This is a genomic window from Thermopirellula anaerolimosa, from assembly GCF_054657335.1.
In genome coordinates, this window is record NZ_BAAHYX010000006.1 from 765,618 (window position 1) to 782,530 (window position 16,913).

The following is a 16,913-nucleotide window of genomic DNA, read 5'->3' on the forward strand; positions in this document are numbered from 1 at the left end:
GGCGTCTTCGGGGGGCTCGTCATGTCGGCGAACAGAACACGGCGCGCGATGACGCTTATCGAGCTGCTGGTGGTGATCGGCATTATCGGCCTTCTTGTGGCCCTGCTCTTGCCCGCTGTGCAAATGGCCCGGGAAGCTGCCCGGCGTGCACAGTGCCGCAACCATCTGAAGCAGATCGGGCTGGCATTGCTTGAACACCACAACACTTACCGATTTTTTCCGGGAAACGGCGGCTGGGATCCCACTCAGCAGATCGAGGCGGTCGACGGCACGATGACCTACATTTCCACCACCGACGAACTGGACCCCAACGGCCCCACGATTCACTACTGGGGTGTTGGTGATCCACGTCGGGCCGGTGCGGACCAACCAGGCAGTTATGCCTTTTCGATCCTGCCTTGGATCGAGCAGAAAAACGTCTTCGACCGGCGCGACTGGAAGGTACCAGTGGTCGTTTATGCTTGTCCCAGTCGGCGACCGCCGATGGCCCTGACGGCCCCTTTAATCGACGAATATGGCAGCTATGCGAGTGGGGGCTGGCCTTGGGCGAAGACCGACTACGCTGCCAATCTGTTGGTCGTGCCCAATCGTCCCCAGGTGGTGCGTCTTCCCGACATTGTCGACGGCAGCGCGCAAACGCTGCTTGCCGGTGAAAAGTCGATGGATCCGAAAGACTATCTTACCGGCACGTGGTATTTCGACGAGCCGTTTTTCGCCGGAGGATCGGTTGGCACGGCCCGATCGGGCACGAAGGTGTTGCCGGATAAATATGGTGTGAATTTCCAAAATCACTGGGGTTCGGCACATCCGGGAGCGTGCAATTTCCTTTTCGCCGATGGGCATGTAACGGGCATTTCTTATACGGTGGAGCCGAAGGTCGTCGAATCGCTGATGACTCCCAACGGGAACGAAGTAACACCGTCGTTCTGAGCTGTCGGTTCGCATTCGTTCGGCACCCGTGTTTTCGGCCGATACGAGTTCGGTGCCGCGGATGCGGGCACCTTCCGGAAACGCCCGGTCTTTGCAATAGTGCTTTGTTTGCCCGGAGCAGACCGGATGCATCAAGGCAAGCAGCAATGGCGAGTATATCTGCTGCTCGGGATCATAATTGCCGGCGGCTTGGCACTTCGTTTGTACCGGCTGTGCGATCGCAGTATCTGGTTCGACGAGGCTTTCAGCTGGCGGCTGGCACAGTATCCTCCGGGTGAGATGTTACGCCGAGTGACACTTGACAACAATTTGCCGCTGTATTTCGGGCTGTTGAAGGGCTGGGTGGGTTGCTTCGGCGATTCTTTATTTGCCATGCGTCTGCTAAGTGTTTTGCTGGGCACCGCAGCGATTGCAGCGATGTTCCTTTTTGTGCGCGAGGCGCGCCGCTGGTGCTGCAACGAAGCTCGGCAAAACAACAGCCCCCGGCAGCAGACGGAAACGGCACTTGTCGCATCGCTTTTTTTGGCGGTCAGTGTCTTTCAAATCCGCTGGTCCTGGGACATACGCGCCTATGCCCTCGGCACGCTTCTTGCGCTGCTGACGAGCTGGACGTTACTTACAGCGCTCAGGTCGACAAAACATGCCTTCCGCTGGTGGCTTAGTTATGCGGTGCTGGCTTTGCTGTTCGCCTACACGCATTACTTTGCCTTGTTTACGCTTGCGATACAAGGTGTATTCGCCCTGTATTTGTTATGGGATCTGGCCGGCAACAACTTGCGAGACTTGTTCCGCAGTCGCAAAGGCCGGTACGCTGTTGCATCCTTTGTGCTGGTGGCGGCCGGTTGGGCAGTGTGGATGCCTTTCTTCTACCGCCAGTTTCACCAGGTACAGGAGAGCTTCTGGATTGCGTCCTTGCAGCGGTGGGAGATTGCCCATACGGTGTATCGGATGTTCATGGAACCAGAAGAGGCCACGTTGAGCCTTACAGCTTCGCTGTGGGCACTAGATTTGTGCGTGCTGGGCTGGGTGGTTTTCCTATGGCGGCCTGATCGCGTTCGGATCTACGTGGCGGCCAGTGCATTGGTGCCGATCGCAAGTGCGGTACTGCTAGACCGGCTGGGTGTCCATCTGTTCTTTCTCCGCTATTTTCTTTTTGCCCACATGTTCTTTCTTGCTGCATTGGCCATGCTGGTCGGGAGAATCCCTCTGGTGCCGGAACGGCATGTGGTGATTGGGGGGCTGGCGGTTAGCGGCTTACTGCTTGTTTGGCAATTTCACGCAAAAATAAACCTTCCGCAGCGGCCGGGCACGGAAGCCGCCGCCCGATGGATTCTCGAGCATGCCGAGCCCGACGATCCGGTGGTGGTCAACTCCGCGTTTTGCTATTTGCCCGTGTTGTACTATCTGCGCGATCGCGGTGGCTGTTACTTGTATCGTGCAAATAATGATGGTCGGGTGCCGCACTACTTGGGAGCGGCGGTCATCGAGCCGGAAGAAATGGTCACACAAGAACAACTCGCAAGTTTTGCGGGGAACCGAATATGGTTTGTTGAATCGACCAACCGGGTAGGAGCGGCAGATTCTTTTCCCCCGGCTGATCCAAGACGAATCATTCGCCAAATGAACTTTCCCGATGTATTCGGCCTGGGAACGATCCGTGTGCACGAATACGTCCCCTGGAAACAGCAGACCCCCATACCCAAGCGTCAATGGACCACTAGCCAGGCAGGGTGGCAGCAATGAACTCTGGCAGAAGCGCTTTTAACTTGCTAAGCATGAAGTGGCACTGGATGGCGATCGCCGCAGCAGTAGTTGGGGTGATGGCTTTGATCTGGGCTGTAGTTGCCCATCGCAGCGGTCGCTCGTTTGCCAATGTGCTACTCGGTTGCAAGGAAGTGGAAGGCGTGCTCGATTCCGGGTTTCACTACCAGGAGTACGACCAGGGACAACCTTTTCGCTGGACCAACGGTCACGGGAAACTGCTGGTGCCGATCGACCCGAAGCGTTCCCCCCAAAGCTTGTGGGTCAGCGTGATGACTTTCCGTCCGAAGCCCGATCCGATTCCCTTCCGCATCGTCGTGGACGGCAAGGTGCTTTACGATGGCATGATCCCATCGGGCAAATGGGAAATCGACCTTGACCTGCGATCTCGCCATTTTGGCAAGGAAGTGATGATCGAACTGCTCAGTAGCACGTTTGTTCCCAAGGGAGTAATGGACGGAGGCAAAAACAACGATCCGCGCACACTGGGCGTTCAGGTTCGCGGCCTAATGCTTAAACGCAACAACCGATAGCTCGCTGGTGCGTGACGATGTGCGGATGGTGGGCAGATGTTGTAACGTCTTGTTGTATTGCACTTTTACTCCGCGTTACCATCTGCCGTCTCACCGGAGCCGTGCGTGGTTTGGGGCACCTGATGCCGGAATGAGCAGCCGAAGGAAAAACTTCCACCACGATGCAGCGGCAAACTATGTCAAAGAAGGCTCTCATCGTTGTCTTGCTTGCCGTCATCGGCCTTGCGCTCTGGTGGCGCGGGCCGGTCTGGCTCACGGCGCTGACACCACGGACCTACCAGGGCAGCCCTTTCCTGCCTGATTTTTTCCAGGACTGGGCTTCAGCGAAAAATTACCTGAAAGGCGTGCCCGTTTACGACCCGCTGGAAAATGCGTTGGCCCGATATCTCGGCCAGCACCGGCGTCCGGGTGACACCGTTTTCACCGAGGTGAACGCCCATCCACCCGCTTCCGTGCTCTTGACTTTGCCTTTCGCCTTGCTCGGCTACCAGGATGCCTTCGTTGTTTGGACGGAACTGTGCCTGATCATGCTGGGCCTGAGCATTTGGATCGTACTTTGTGGGCTGGGGTTCCGCCTCGACCTCCAGACTTGCTTGACGATCTTCCTGCTGTTACTGTTCTGCCATCCGCTGCTAAGCCACATGCAACAGGGCCAATGGATGATTCCGCTTCTGTTGTTGCTCTCGCTCAGCTGGCACTGGGAACGAACCGGTAAGCCTTGGCTGGCTGGAATATCCCTAGGAATAGCTGCGGTGTTGAAGTTGATTCCGGGCTTTCTCTTTTTTCCGTTTCTGCTCCGCAGGCGGTGGCGGGTGGTGTTGGGGGGCGCGGCAGGATCGTTAGGATTGTCGCTACTCACAACAGTAGTGTTGGGCTGGAATGCCACCGGGACGTACTTTCGGGAAGTGCTGCCGCACGTAGTGCGATACCGTGGGGCATGCCACAATCTGTCGCTGTGTGGCATCTGGTACAAACTGCTGGCCCCCTTGCCTCATTGGATGCCCGTCGAGTTCACGCGCGGCTGGCAAACGCCGGCAACAGCTACCGCCATATGGCTTGCGGTAAGCGGTCTGCTCGTTGCCTTGCTGGCCTGGTGTATATGGAATCGGGGCGATGATGCCGATGTCTGTCTTTCGCTTTCGATCGTTGCCATGCTGCTTGTCTCGCCGGTCACCTGGGACCATTACTTGGTGCTGCTGGTGCTGCCGCTTGCCGTTTTGTGGCAGCGATTGCCGCGGCACACAGCAGCTTGGCCGGCGTATCTCTTCTGTGCAGCAATACTTTGGCTGGAACCGCTGGCAGTGATGCAACACGGCTTGATCCTTCTGGGAGCCGCACGTAGTCCGCAAACCGGCCACTGGCTCGTCGGGCCGCTCGAACTGTTAACGGCAATCTCCGTTCCCACTTATGCCCTGCTGGGTTTATTCTTCCTGCTGTTGCTGGCTCCAACCAGTGCGCCACTGGCCCGGTCGGCAGCGGCGGCAAACCTTGTGTCCGATTCGCTAAATGCCTCTGCCGAAAAGCGGTCCATGGAACATCCGTCCGGGGTTTGCGAACAGGTAGGTGGCATTGCGAGCTACCTTGCCCAACAAGAGCTGCCGCCAAAAGGGTTGCAGAGACACGAACTTTCGCTGATCCAGATATGTCGAAAAGCGGCACCGAAAACACCTGCCCAAAGAAGGAATTGGCCGATCAGTAACTGCCCGGCAAGTCCAACGGACGTTTTCGCCTGGCTGGAGTTTGCCTGCTGGACGCTGCTCGTGCTGGCACCGATCCTCCGCTGGGTCAACGGCCCGGCCGTCTCTAGCGATCAACTGGTGGTCCGTGTGGCACTGGTGCTACTTGCAGGCACAGGAGCCATCGTTTTGCGAATCATCAACCGGCGTCGCAAGCAACCGAGCTCGCTCGCAACCGAAAGCAACACTCAAAACAGTGGCGAAAACCACACCGGCTAAACGACCATCACCCGGCAGGCAAATTCGGCCGGCCGTAGGAGTTGGTAGCTGGATGCATGCCGACGTTTGCAAAGCCGAGTGCCAAAGAGCAAGCGAAGCCGAAGATCGGGCGATGAGTTCGGAACACTCAAAGCCAAAATGCGCAGTGAGAATGCCTGAAGCAACTGGAGATATAACCGAAAGTTGTGGCCGGGAGGGAGTTGAAAGAGGCGGTGTGCTTGGCGAGAAAGGTGTTTACGAAGCATCCTTTTTCCCCGGAGCACACCACCATGCGAGAAGTTACTGCATCGACGATTACGTTGCCAGAGGCGAGGCTTTCCTTGGACGAGATTCTTCGCCAGGGAGCCCAGCGACTGCTAGCCCAGACCATTGAAACGGAAGTCGCCCAGTGGATCGACGAGCATCAGCACGTGACCGACGACCGTGGCCGTCGCCGGGTGGTCCGCAACGGCTACCTGCCCGAGCGGAAGCTGGTCACCGCCGCGGGCGAAGTGGCGGTGCAGCAGCCTCGCGTGCGAGATCGCCGGCCGGAAGAGCAGCGGGAGAAGTTCAACTCCAAGCTGCTCCCACCGTACCTGCGGAAGACCAAGAGCATGGAGGAGTTGATCCCCTACTTGCACCTCAAAGGCGTCAGCACGGGCGACTTCCAGGAGACGCTCTCGGCGCTGCTGGGGCCGGATTGTCCGGGCCTATCCGTGACCACGATCACGCGGCTCAAGAGCGTCTGGGAGCAGGAGTACCGGGAGTGGTCCTCCCGCTCTTTGGAAGGCAAGGCGTATGGGTACGTGTGGGCGGACGGCATCCACGTCAACATCCGCTTGGAAGAAGATCGGCAATGCATCCTGGTGCTAATGGGCGCCGCGAAAGACGGCCAAAAGGAACTGATCGCCATGACCGACGGCTACCGGGAGACCGCCCAGTCCTGGCGGGAGTTGCTCTTGGATGTGAAGCGTCGCGGTTTGACGATCGACCCCAAACCGGCCGTGGGCGACGGAGCGTTAGGCTTCTGGAAGGCGGTCGCCGAAGTCTTTCCCTCGACCAAGGAGCAGCGCTGTTGGGTGCACAAGACGGCCAACGTGCTGGACAAGCTCCCCAAGGGGAAGCAAGCCCAGGCCCAAGCGATGCTCCACGAGATCTGGATGGCCGGCACGCGCCAAGCTGCGAACCGGGCATTCGACGCCTTCTTGGAGACGTACCAGGCGAAGTATCCCAAGGCCACCGAATGCCTGGCCAAGGACCGCGAAGAGCTGCTAGCGTTTTACGACTTCCCCGCCGAGCACTGGAATCACCTGCGGACGACCAACCCCATCGAGTCCACCTTCGCCACGATCCGCCTGCGGCATCGCCGCACCAAAGGAAGCGGCAGCCGCCTGGCTTCCTTGACCATGATGTTCAAACCGGCCGAAAGCGCCGCCCGCCGCCGGCGACTGCTGGACGGCCACAAGTTGCTGCCCGACGTCATTCGCGGAGTCGTCTTCCAAGACGGCCTACGCCTCGACCAAGCCGCCGCCTAATTCAATTCATCATCCACAAGTATTGATAATATCTCCCAGAAGGAAGCTCCGAGCAACTTGTCGCACACCAGGTCCCCGAATGTTGTCTCAAGGATACCTTGTCGGAAATCGTTCGTGGACCAGTCGTATTCGAAAACTGAGTCGGCGTCGATCTTGTCCACCCACTGCCAATCCATTTCCATGTTTCGCACATCCATCTTTAGTTTCCCTTTTTCGCCATCGACGGGCGTCAGACGCACGTCAAAGCGCCCCTTCGCTTCGATATCGTGCGGCCCCCCAAGCCAAAATGATGGACCCATTACAACAGATTTTATGCTTTGGTCTTCCTTTATCGGCGGCAGGTCGCCCACGAACGGGCGAATACTTATCCACCCATTCGTCTGAATGGTATACCATTTACCGTTGGCGGGAATGTTGAGGTATTGAGCAATCGCACCGAGAAACTTGCGCCGCGCTTGCTTTGGGAACCCCTGAACAACCTTAGCGACTGCGGCGGCTCGAGTATCTCGGCGTTGTTTTCGGCTCCAAAGGGCGGATAAGCGGAGTGTATAAGGCCTATATGTGTTCTATGTCGGCCGGTTTATCGGTTTGTCGCCGCGTGAGCGCGCACTATCAGCGCTCTATCCCGCGTCGGGCAAGGTCATACTCCGCAAGATCGCCCAGCGGTGAAGGTAGATATTCACGGCGCTCGCCACCACCAACGCATACTGGAGATCCTTGAATATCCCCCGAAACCGTGTCTTCCTCAAGCCGACACGTGTTTTATTATCTCAAAGACGTGCTCCCCATCTCCGGGTCGCGACTCTTCGCCTCGTTCTTCGTCGAGGTCGGGGCGTGGATCACCGTGGCGTCCACGATCGTCCCCTCCCGCACCTTGATCCCGTGCTCCGCCAGATGCCGATTCACCGTCTCCAGCAGACTCTGCCCCAGGTCGTGCCTCTCGATCAGGTGTCGGAACCGACAGATCGTCGTCTCATCCGGCGGGGCGTCCTTGCCCAGGTCGAGACCCAAAAACTCCTGTACGGCGTGACTATCGTGCATCAGTTCCTCCGTTCGCGGGTCGGAGAGGCCGTACCAGATTTGGAGGAAGTAGAGCTTCAGCATCCAGATCAGCGGCTTGACCGGTCGGCCGAGTTGGTCGCTCTTGGGATAGAACGGCTCGACGAGTTTCACGAGTCCTTGCCACGGCATGACTCGGTTCATCATTCGGAGGAACTCATGCCGTCGGGTGGGTTTGCGCATCACGTCGAAGCCGCCCGTCGCCAACGTCCGCTGCGATAAACCGTCCTTCCTCGCCATAATCACTTGCCCTAATGTCTATGCGCCTCTATCTTGGTTCCCAATTATGGTCGTATTATACTGTTGTCAGACGGCGGTTGTGCAGAGGTTCCCAAAATGGTTTTTGACAAGACGCGGTAAGCCTCTGCCGCGATCTCGTTTTTCTTTTGGGACCATCTCTTTTGGCGGTTCGGATTGTCGCGAAACCGCTTACGGCAGGTCGCGAATAATCCGGACGACCGGGACTTTAGTCGCCGGGACTTAGCGGAGCGGAATAGCCGCAGATGCTTCTTGCGGTCCGGTTTGCCGAAATGACGTACGGTCTACCAGGTTGTTTCGCGAGAGAATTCGACTACGCGCCCAAATCTCTTTTGAGATTAGAAAGATCGGCGCGTAACGCCTGAACCTCCTCTTTGAGCGTGTCTATTTCGGCACGCGCTTCCTTGAGTTGCTGCTCTAACTCGGACACGCGGTTCAGCGTTTCGGACGATGCGCTCGCGGCGGGAATGCCGGAGACGGATCGCGAAGCCGTGACTTGCGGTGTTGGCAAACCGCGCGAGACCGTCCTCGAAGGCTGAAGCGATTCTTCGGCATTGCCGGGATCGTTGTCGTCGTACGAAGTGGTAGCGAGGGCCTGAAATTGCGTCTGAATCCTTTCGAGTTCCCGCGGCGGATGGAAGGAGTGGGTCACCGTGTGACCGCGACCCGGCGGGGTCAGACGACGGAGCAAGCCCTTGCTTTCCAAGGAGTCAAGGACGGTACGAAGGGCGGGCAAGTCGGGGATCGACTCCATGCGAGAGACGTGCGATCGCAGTTCGCCCTCCGTCTGTGGGCCGCGGAGGAGCAACTCGCAGAGAACGCTCAGTTCCAGTTTGTCCACGCCCAGCCATTCGTAGGCGTAGTGACGAAACTTGTCGACGCGACCGGCGCCTTGGATGATGCCGACCGCTCCCACGCGACGCAGCGTTTCCAAGGCCGTCTCGACGGCAGGCTCGTCAAGCTGCATGACGGGGTCGCGATTGCTCTTTTGATTACAGGCGGTGATGGTGGCGTTGAGAGTCAAAGGATAGGCGGACGGCGTGGTCTTGGCCTTTTCGATTAGTACGCCGAATACGCGTCGTTCGATTAAACTTAACGTGCTTCCGCGACCGGGATACTCGCGTTGTTCTCCCGCCCTATCGCCTTCACTCATGGGTGCGTCCTCGCCTTCATGCAACCATCCAAAGACCGGCTACCGGGATCGTTTCAGAGGTTTTAGCCCGGCCTTCGCGAGAATGAATTTGACGCGACCGATTCGGCCGCCGAAATCCACGGTGGCCTTGCGGTTGTCGCCGCTGCCGCTGAGCGCGACGATGCGACCCACCCCGTGCCGTGGATGAGCCACCAGCATATCCTGTACGTAATCGTCGGTGCGAACGGGACCTGAAGCGGCCGACCCGACGAGGGCCGCGGCGGTAGTCAAGCGCGGCCCGGGGCCGACGCCGTTGCGGCGAAGCTGCGGTTGAGGTCGCTCGCGGTCCCAACCCGAACGCATCGCCGTTCCCGCAACCTCGGCGGCGCGACCGACCGTTTGCACGCAGTCCTTGGGCAACTCCATGAGGAAAGGACTGGGGATGGTCAACCGGCGCTGGCCGCGGAAATCCCGCGTCGATGCGTAGCTGATTTGCAATTCCTCCATGGCTCGCGTCATGCCGACGAACATCAACCGCCGCTCTTCCTCCATTTGATCGTTCGATTTCAAACTCCGCTCGTGGGGCAGAATCCCTTGTTCCACGGCGGTAAGAAAGACGACGGGAAATTCCAGGCCCTTCGACGCGTGCAAACTCATCAGCGTGACGCGGTCGTCCTCCTCCCACGCATCGACGTCGTTGACCAGGCTGACCTCCTCCAAAAAGGCATCCAGTCCGCCCGGTTCGGGGTGCTGTTCGTCGAATTGCCGGGCATAGGTCAGCAACTCTTCGACGTTGGCCAAACGCTCTTGATCCTCTTCCGCGGACGACTTGCGGAACAATTCGCGATATCCGGTCTCGGCAAGCACGCAACCCAGCAATTCTTCGATCGGGCCGGAGGCCGTTGCGGTCAAGTTGTCGATGAGTTTGACGAATTCCGCGAGTTTGGTTGCCGCCCGAGTTTGCAATCCCGGGATGCTTTCCGCTCGAGCTATCGCCGTCCAAACGTCCCAGCCCTGCGATCGCGCCAGTTCCAGCACATGCGCCACCGTCGTATTGCCGATCCCGCGAGGCGGGTTGTTGATGATTCGCAGGAACGCGACTTCGTCTCGCGGGTTCTGGATGAATTTGAGGTAGGCGACCAGGTCCTTGATCTCGCGTCGCTGAAAGAATTCCACGCCGTTGACGATTTGGTAGGGAATGTTGCGACGCCGCAGCGCAAGCTCGAACTCTCGTGAGAGCGCGTTGACCCGATAGAAAACGGCAAAGTCGCGAGCCCGGCGGCGACCGTCTCGGATCGCGGACTGAATTCGGCTGGCAATGTCCTCGGCCTCTTCCGTTTGATCGCGGTAGGCGACGAGTCGCACGTCCGCCCCGTCATCGTTCAGAGTGAAGAGGTCTTTGCGTTTTCGTTTCACATTGTGCGCGATGAGGCCCGCCGCCGCCCGCAAAATCTTCTTGGTACTGCGGTAATTCTGCTCCAATCGCACGACGCGCACTTGAGGGAAATCTCGCTCGAACTCCAGGATGTTGTTGAGATCGGCGCCGCGCCAACCGTAAATCGACTGGTCGGGATCGCCGGTTACGGCAAGATTGGGGTGATCGATGGACAGCGCGCGGGCGATGGCGTATTGGACGAGATTCGTGTCCTGGTATTCGTCCACCATGACATAGCGATGCCGGGCGTCCAATTCGCGGCGGAGTTCCGGATTGCGTTGCAAGACGATGGCCGTATTGAGCAGCAGGTCGTCGAAATCCACGGCGTTCGACCGGCTTAGCCAGCGTTGATAGAGGGGATACACCTTTTGCACGATGGAGCCCATGGGAGAACCGTCGCGAGGGCTGTATTCGTGCGGTTGGATGAAGGCGCTCTTGGCCGATCCGATAGCGGCGGCGACGGTATCCGGCGTGTAGTTCATCAGGTCCACGCCGGCCTCCGCGATCACACGCCGCAGTCCCTTCAGCGAGTCTTCCTTGTCGTAAATCGTGAAGTTGGCTTGCAGGCCGATGTGCCGACCGTAACGTCGCAGAAACTGGGCCGCAAAACGGTGGAAGGTGCCCAGCCAAACTCGGGTGCCGGGAGCCAATTGTTCAACGCGGCTAGCCATTTCCGCCGCCGCCTTATTGGTAAAGGTCAAACCCAGGATGTTTTCTCCGGGAATGCCTTGACGAAGCAAATAGGCGATGCGATGGGTGACGACCCGGGTCTTTCCGCTCCCCGGTCCCGCCAAAATGAGAAGCGGTCCGTCGACGTGGGTGACCGCTTCTCGCTGGGAGGGAGTCAGCCCCGACAGTAGATCGGCGTCATTCATGAAATGGCTTTGTCCGTTGTCTTCCCGTGCCAACGGCGGCGTCCGCTGAGGCGTTGCGACCGAATGCGCGAAGGCCCGATCTTCAGCCGACCTGGTCCCGATTCGCTTTGCAGAACCGCAGCATGAAATCGCGAAGGGCGACCACTCCTTCCCAGGGCATGGCGTTGTAGATCGACGCGCGGCAACCCCCGACGGAGCGATGGCCTTCCAGATTGTAAAGTCCCACCTTCCGCGCCTCGCTCAAAAACTTCTTCTCGATGTCGCCGTTGGGGAGGCGGAAGGCGATATTCATCGCCGAGCGACTGCCGGGAGCGGCATGGACCGTGTAGAACCCGCCGCACGATTCGATCGCATCGTAAAGCAAGGCGGCTTTCTTCTCGTTGAATTCCTTCAACTTTTGCAGATCGCCGAACTCTCGCAATACCCAGTCGGTAACCAATTTGACCATGTAAACGGCGAAGACCGGGGGAGTGTTGAGAAGCGAGTTCTGTTCGGCCAATTGGCGGTAATTGAGCATTACGGGCAAGTCGTTGGGACAGCGATCCAGCCAGTCCTTGCGGATAATGACGACCGTGACGCCGGCGGGGCCGAGATTCTTCTGAGCACAGGCGAACAGTATCCCGTAGCGACGAATATCTACCGGACGACTGAGCAACTCGGACGAAGCGTCGCACACCAGGGGTATCCCGTTCGTCTCGGGTTCGCGAGGAAATTGGACGCCCGCGATCGTCTCATTCGAGCACAAGTACACGTAAATCGAATCGGGATCAATGTTCAACTGGTCGTCGGTGGGGACGCGGTCGTAATTGGTCGCCTTGCCATCCCAAGCAACATGGACCTGGCCCTGCACGGCAGCCTCGGACGCCGCCTGCTTACTCCAGGTGCCGCTGACGATGTAGGATGCCTTGCCGCCCGTATTGCGGAGAAAATTCATTGGGACCATGCCGAACTGCAATTTGGCCCCGCCCTGTAGGAACAAAACCGCGTATTCCTCGGGGATTTGCAAGAGGGTGCGAAGATTGCGCTCGGCCCCCTGAATGATCTCGGTGAAGGCCGCCGAGCGATGGCTGATTTCGAGGACCGACATGCCGACCCCGGGTAGTGCCAAAAGGTTCTTCTGGGCTTCCTCGAGCACCGGTTCGGGAAGAACCGCCGGTCCGGGCGAAAAATTATAGACTCGCTGCGTCATCGCTTCTCTCCTCACTATCTTGGGCTGTATTCGGGAACGATTGCGTTTCGGTTTCCACGGCCCGGACCGGCTGAAAACCCCGATGCCGCGGGGCGACTAGATCGATCGACCGCCGTGTGACAGGACCGGATACCCTTCGGACGGCGGAAGAATCGCCGGCGTTCGCGGTCCCCGACGGCGTCCTGCTGTGCTCGCGCTCTCCGCTAGGGTATCCGCCATCAGCACATTCTGCAATTGGGGGGAAAAGCCGAAGGGGGCACCTATCAGACGGGACGTTGCTCGATGCCGTTTCCGTACCCCGACAGAGCAAGGCGTGGCCCAGACAGCTTGCACGAGGAAGCATCGAGCGATGGGCGACCTTCGGGGAATCGCGCGGGTTACGTCGCCCAAGTAAGTCTCCGCGGACAGCGACGCGCGGAAAATGCCGCTGCGATGCTCAGGCGAATAGCCGCATCTCCGGCTGTCCCTTTCCGTCCTGGGTGACGTAGAAGGGACGTCGTTCCACTTCCAACGCCGTACGCGGCGAAATGCCCATCGCGGTGTAGATGGTGGCGTGGAGATCGGTGACGCCGATCGGGTCCTTGACGGCCATGCACGGTCTTTCGGGCGCCGATTCACCGAAGACCTTGGCCCGGGCGATGCCGCCGCCGAACATCAAGACCGAGCTAGCCCCCGTGAAATGGCGGTGCAGGCCGTAATGGATCATCTCGCCCATCACGTCGGCGGGGGCGCGAGACTGATCCTTGGCGTTGCTTCCCGGCACACCCTCGACCAGCATGTCGCGGCTGAATTCACTGGCCAAAACCACCAAAGTGCGATCCAACAATTGCCGTTCTTCGAGGTCGCGGATGAGCCTGGCAACAGGCCGGTCGATCAGTTCCTTCATTTTGGCGTAGCGTGTGTGGCCGTTTTCGTGGGTGTCCCAGCCCTCGAAAGGCACGTACTCCGTGGTGACCTCGATGAATCGCGCTCCAGCTTCGACTAAGCGCCGGGCCAGCAGGCAGCCCAGTCCGAAGCGACCGGTATTGTATTCTTCGTAAACGGATTTCGGTTCCAGGGAGATGTCGAAAGCTTCGCGCTTGGGGGAAGCGAGCAAGCGGTAGGCGTTGTCCATGGCCCGCAGAATCGACTCCCGGTGAAAATCACCGGCTTGTACGTAGCGAGGATCCGCCTCGGCGAGCTTTTGATAGAAGCGGTACCGGTTTTCGAAACGAGAAGGCGTCATGCCGTGCGGTGGGCGGACCGCCTCCGCGCCCTGTTCGGGGTACGGGATCACGAACGGACCGTACTCGCCGCCCAAAAATCCCGCGGTGTGGAAAGCCTTCAACTCCTCTTTCTCGCCGATCCCTTCCAGACGCTGACCGATCACGATGAAGGGGGGCACGGCGTCATCGCGCGGACCTAAAAGGCGGGCCATCCAGGCGCCCATGTGCGGTGCGGCGACCGTTTGCGGCGGCACGTAGCCCGTGTGCCAGTGATATTGATGTCGCGAATGCAAAATGTGTCCCAAGTCGGGCAGCACATGGGAACGGATCAACGTCCCGCGATCAAGGATCTGGGCGATGTTTTCCAGGCCTTGAGAGAGCTGAACACCCGGCAGGACGGTGTCGATGGCGGGAAACGTGCTCAGAATCTCGGAGGCGGGCAAGCCGACGCGGAACGGGGCATAGCGTTTCGGGTCGAATGTGTCGGGGGCGGCCATCCCGCCGGCCATCCATAGAAGGATGCAGCAGTCCGCCTTGGCCGCCGGTTGATCTTGCAGGGCGGCGCGTTCGTTGCTCTCGGTTCGCGGGGAGGTCCAAGCACGGGGTGCGTCGAGGGTCAATGTGGCGGCTGCGCTCGCGGTTGCCCAACGCACGAAATCGCGACGCGTCCAACGGCGGGGGTCTTGGCCGATTCCGCTTCCTTCGTGATCACGTTTCATAGATCTCTCTCCCGGCAAGCGGCGGCACCGCCGCCATCGTTTGCGGTGGGTTGTCGCGCTTGCCTATTTCTTGAGATTTCGTTCCCATGGTAGCCCGGGGACGTTCCATGCCGGTCAATAGACCGTCTGGAATTCCGGCAGCATGAACACGGCCCAAAGGAAGTCAACGATCCCGTTTGCGTTCAAGGCGGCGACGGTTTCCGGGGCTTCGGAGCCTGCTCCTTCACCATCCGCTCGCAAAATACTTCGCGCAATCTCGATGTCTCGGTCGGTCGGCGGACGCGTGAGCGTGCTCAGAAAGACGTGACGAATCAACGCGTCCGGCGATTCCTCCTTGAAACGCTCCTTCAGATACCCCGCTCCTTGTTGCAGCGCTTCGTGGAACTCGGGGCCGATGGCAAGGTCGAGTGCTTGAAGCGTCGTCACGTCCTCCGGTCGCGTGGTAACCACCACGTCGCGCATCGGCCTGCCCAGTGCCAACTGCAAGCGGTCGGCCGCTGTGAGCGAGGCGCGAAACCAAGTGGGTTTCTCCTCGACGGGCGGCGGAAAGGCGGGTTTCTCCGGGCCGGTTCCGGTCAATCGCCGCAGAGTGTCGACGAATTGCTCCGCCGTCAAACGCTTCGGATGGGGTCCTTCGAAGATGTAGCCATCCGCCGAGTCGGGATGGAAAGGCACGGAAACCGCGGCGTAGATTCGGGAAGTGCCAATGTGTTCGATAAGCTGTTTCAGGTCCCAATCATGTTGGATCAAGTAGTCCGCCAGGTAATCCAGGAGAGATTCGTCCCAGGCCGCTCGCCCCATTTCATCGATCGGGTGGACGATTCCCCGGCCCATCAAGCGGTGCCAAATGCGATTGACGATCGTCCGTGCGGTTCGACCGTTTCGTGGATCGGTCAGAAGCTCGGCATACCGACGCAACCGCGCCTCTCGGGGAGCGCCGGCGTCAATATCGCCCAATTCGGGATAGACGAATCGGGCTTCGGCGATCCGCCCGGTCGGTTTGTCGCATCGGAAAATTTCGAGCGGTTCTTCCGCCGTGATTGCGGCCAATCCGTAGGCGTCATTCAGCGTCCAATGATCGATGAAGCTATCGTGGCACGATGCACACTTCATGTTGATCCCCAGGAAGACCTGGGCGGTATTCTGCGAGAACTGCAACTCCGTCCTTTGACTGGCGTTTACGTTGCCTCGCCACTTGATGCCTCGCATGAAACCTTCCGATTCGGGCTTCGGCGCGACCAGCTGCCGCACGAATTCGTCGTACGGCATGTTGTCGTACAAAGCCTGATACAACCAACCGGTGATCGGTTTGCGTCCGCCGTCGATGTAGCCCGTGCCCGTGTAGTCGTTTCTAAGCAGGTCATTCCAAAAGCTGAGCCAGTGCTCGGCATATTCGCGTTTGGAATCGAGTCGCCGTTTTAGCCAACGCGCGTTTCTATCCGGCGAATCGTCCGCGCTAAAGAGCGCAATTTCTTCTTCCGTGGGAGGCAGTCCGATCACGTCGTAACTCATGCGCCGGAACCATTGGAGCGGTTCGGCAGCGGGAGGAAACTCCATGCCGTGCCGGTCGAAATAGGCCCCGATCAACCGGTCGATGGGATGCTTGCGATCCGCGGTCTCCGGGGGGAGTGCCACGGGACGCAACGACAAGGGGCGAACCTCGTCCGCCGAAGGCCCCGAGAACGCGAAACCCGGTTCCCAGGGCATGCCCGCGGCTATCCATCGCCGCAAAAGGTCGGTTTGCTCCGCAGTCAGGGGCGGACCATTTGCCGGCATCCTCTCATCCGGGTCGCGACTCATCACGCGACGAAGGAGTTCACTTTCCTCCGGTTTGCCGGGGACGACGGTTCCCGACTCCAAAATCAACTCGCGAGTGTCGAGAGATAACCCACCCTCGCGTTGGGAACCTAGGTGGCATTGACCGCACCGCCCCCGCAAGATCGGTACGATTTCGTGAGCGAAATCCACACGGTCGGAAACTCCGGAATCCTTGGGCGTTCCGGCCTCTCCGTCGCGAACCGATCCCTGCTTGCCCGCTGACTGTAAGCTCTGGGCGGAAACGCCGCCGGCTGTCGCAGTATTCGATGGGGCCTCGTCGGCACGAGCGTCCGGAATGTTGAGCCAATCGGGCACCGGCACGGCCGTCCCCACGGCCAAGAGGAGTCCTGCCGCAACGACAAGACATCCCAACTTACGCCACGTGATGAACCCGGCTGCGACAACACATGGCCGTCTTTGCATTCCATAAGCTCCAGTCGATTGTTGAGGCGAGGGCCGGTATAGGCGAGCAATTGGAGTTGCAACTGAGACTCACTCCACGATGCCACCCAATTTTTGCCGTTGGCTCT

The 16,913-nt window shown here is 59.3% G+C and carries 12 protein-coding genes; 5 read left to right on the plus strand and 7 right to left on the minus strand.

Annotated elements, in window-relative coordinates:
• Positions 1-21: 21 nt before the first annotated feature.
• The 5 genes from ACYQ6J_RS09000 to ACYQ6J_RS09020 all read left to right on the plus strand — a co-directional run bounded on the left by ACYQ6J_RS09000 (position 22) and on the right by ACYQ6J_RS09020 (position 6,693).
• On the plus strand, positions 22-930 hold the full coding sequence (locus ACYQ6J_RS09000; protein ID WP_460183848.1) for a DUF1559 family PulG-like putative transporter: 909 nt from the start codon (positions 22-24) through the stop codon (positions 928-930).
• A gap of 126 nt (positions 931-1,056) precedes the next feature.
• Positions 1,057-2,673 (plus strand): glycosyltransferase family 39 protein, encoded by a 1,617-nt coding sequence (locus ACYQ6J_RS09005; protein WP_460183849.1) that lies wholly within the window; start codon positions 1,057-1,059, stop codon positions 2,671-2,673.
• A 47-nt stretch (positions 2,674-2,720) separates the two neighbouring features.
• A complete protein-coding gene (locus ACYQ6J_RS09010) occupies positions 2,721-3,224 on the plus strand; it encodes a hypothetical protein (RefSeq protein ID WP_460183850.1) in 504 nt (167 codons plus the stop codon).
• A gap of 161 nt (positions 3,225-3,385) precedes the next feature.
• On the plus strand, positions 3,386-5,179 hold the full coding sequence (locus ACYQ6J_RS09015) for a glycosyltransferase family 87 protein (protein WP_460183851.1): 1,794 nt from the start codon (positions 3,386-3,388) through the stop codon (positions 5,177-5,179).
• Between the two features lie 269 nt (positions 5,180-5,448).
• On the plus strand, positions 5,449-6,693 hold the full coding sequence (locus ACYQ6J_RS09020) for an IS256 family transposase (protein ID WP_460183852.1): 1,245 nt from the start codon (positions 5,449-5,451) through the stop codon (positions 6,691-6,693).
• On the opposite strand, the gene ACYQ6J_RS09025 is transcribed toward ACYQ6J_RS09020, so the two are convergent.
• The 7 genes from ACYQ6J_RS09025 to ACYQ6J_RS09055 form a co-directional block, all read right to left on the minus strand.
• Positions 6,690-7,043 carry a hypothetical protein gene (locus ACYQ6J_RS09025; RefSeq protein ID WP_460183853.1) on the minus strand — a complete coding sequence of 118 codons (354 nt, stop codon included), beginning with the start codon at positions 7,041-7,043 and terminating at the stop codon, positions 6,690-6,692. The genes ACYQ6J_RS09020 and ACYQ6J_RS09025 overlap by 4 nt on opposite strands.
• Positions 7,044-7,458: 415 nt before the next feature.
• Positions 7,459-7,992 (minus strand): IS5 family transposase, encoded by a 534-nt coding sequence (locus ACYQ6J_RS09030; RefSeq protein ID WP_460183854.1) that lies wholly within the window; start codon positions 7,990-7,992, stop codon positions 7,459-7,461.
• Positions 7,993-8,323: 331 nt separating this feature from the next.
• Positions 8,324-9,163 (minus strand): YceH family protein, encoded by an 840-nt coding sequence (locus tag ACYQ6J_RS09035; RefSeq protein WP_460183855.1) that lies wholly within the window; start codon positions 9,161-9,163, stop codon positions 8,324-8,326.
• A 39-nt stretch (positions 9,164-9,202) separates the two neighbouring features.
• Positions 9,203-11,452 carry an ATP-dependent helicase gene (locus ACYQ6J_RS09040; RefSeq protein ID WP_460183856.1) on the minus strand — a complete coding sequence of 750 codons (2,250 nt, stop codon included), beginning with the start codon at positions 11,450-11,452 and terminating at the stop codon, positions 9,203-9,205.
• 82 nt (positions 11,453-11,534) lie between these two features.
• Positions 11,535-12,641 carry a 3-phosphoserine/phosphohydroxythreonine transaminase gene (gene serC, locus ACYQ6J_RS09045; RefSeq protein ID WP_460183857.1) on the minus strand — a complete coding sequence of 369 codons (1,107 nt, stop codon included), beginning with the start codon at positions 12,639-12,641 and terminating at the stop codon, positions 11,535-11,537.
• Between the two features lie 436 nt (positions 12,642-13,077).
• Entirely contained in the window at positions 13,078-14,565 is a 1,488-nt protein-coding gene (locus tag ACYQ6J_RS09050) for a DUF1501 domain-containing protein (protein WP_460183858.1), read from the minus strand.
• A gap of 114 nt (positions 14,566-14,679) precedes the next feature.
• Positions 14,680-16,806, minus strand: a complete 2,127-nt coding sequence (locus tag ACYQ6J_RS09055) for a PSD1 and planctomycete cytochrome C domain-containing protein (protein WP_460183859.1) — start codon at positions 16,804-16,806, stop codon at positions 14,680-14,682.
• Positions 16,807-16,913 lie beyond the last annotated feature (107 nt).

Coding starts and splice junctions, on each gene's coding strand:
- ACYQ6J_RS09010 (WP_460183850.1), top strand. CDS start 2,721: ATGGCGATCGCCGCAGCAGTAGTTGGGGTGATGGCTTTGATCTGGGCT.
- ACYQ6J_RS09030 (WP_460183854.1), bottom strand. CDS start 7,992: ATGGCGAGGAAGGACGGTTTATCGCAGCGGACGTTGGCGACGGGCGGC.
- ACYQ6J_RS09055 (WP_460183859.1), bottom strand. CDS start 16,806: ATGCAAAGACGGCCATGTGTTGTCGCAGCCGGGTTCATCACGTGGCGT.
- ACYQ6J_RS09040 (WP_460183856.1), bottom strand. CDS start 11,452: ATGAATGACGCCGATCTACTGTCGGGGCTGACTCCCTCCCAGCGAGAA.
- ACYQ6J_RS09005 (WP_460183849.1), top strand. CDS start 1,057: ATGCATCAAGGCAAGCAGCAATGGCGAGTATATCTGCTGCTCGGGATC.
- ACYQ6J_RS09035 (WP_460183855.1), bottom strand. CDS start 9,163: ATGAGTGAAGGCGATAGGGCGGGAGAACAACGCGAGTATCCCGGTCGC.
- ACYQ6J_RS09000 (WP_460183848.1), top strand. CDS start 22: ATGTCGGCGAACAGAACACGGCGCGCGATGACGCTTATCGAGCTGCTG.
- ACYQ6J_RS09020 (WP_460183852.1), top strand. CDS start 5,449: ATGCGAGAAGTTACTGCATCGACGATTACGTTGCCAGAGGCGAGGCTT.
- ACYQ6J_RS09050 (WP_460183858.1), bottom strand. CDS start 14,565: ATGAAACGTGATCACGAAGGAAGCGGAATCGGCCAAGACCCCCGCCGT.
- serC (WP_460183857.1), bottom strand. CDS start 12,641: ATGACGCAGCGAGTCTATAATTTTTCGCCCGGACCGGCGGTTCTTCCC.
- ACYQ6J_RS09015 (WP_460183851.1), top strand. CDS start 3,386: ATGCAGCGGCAAACTATGTCAAAGAAGGCTCTCATCGTTGTCTTGCTT.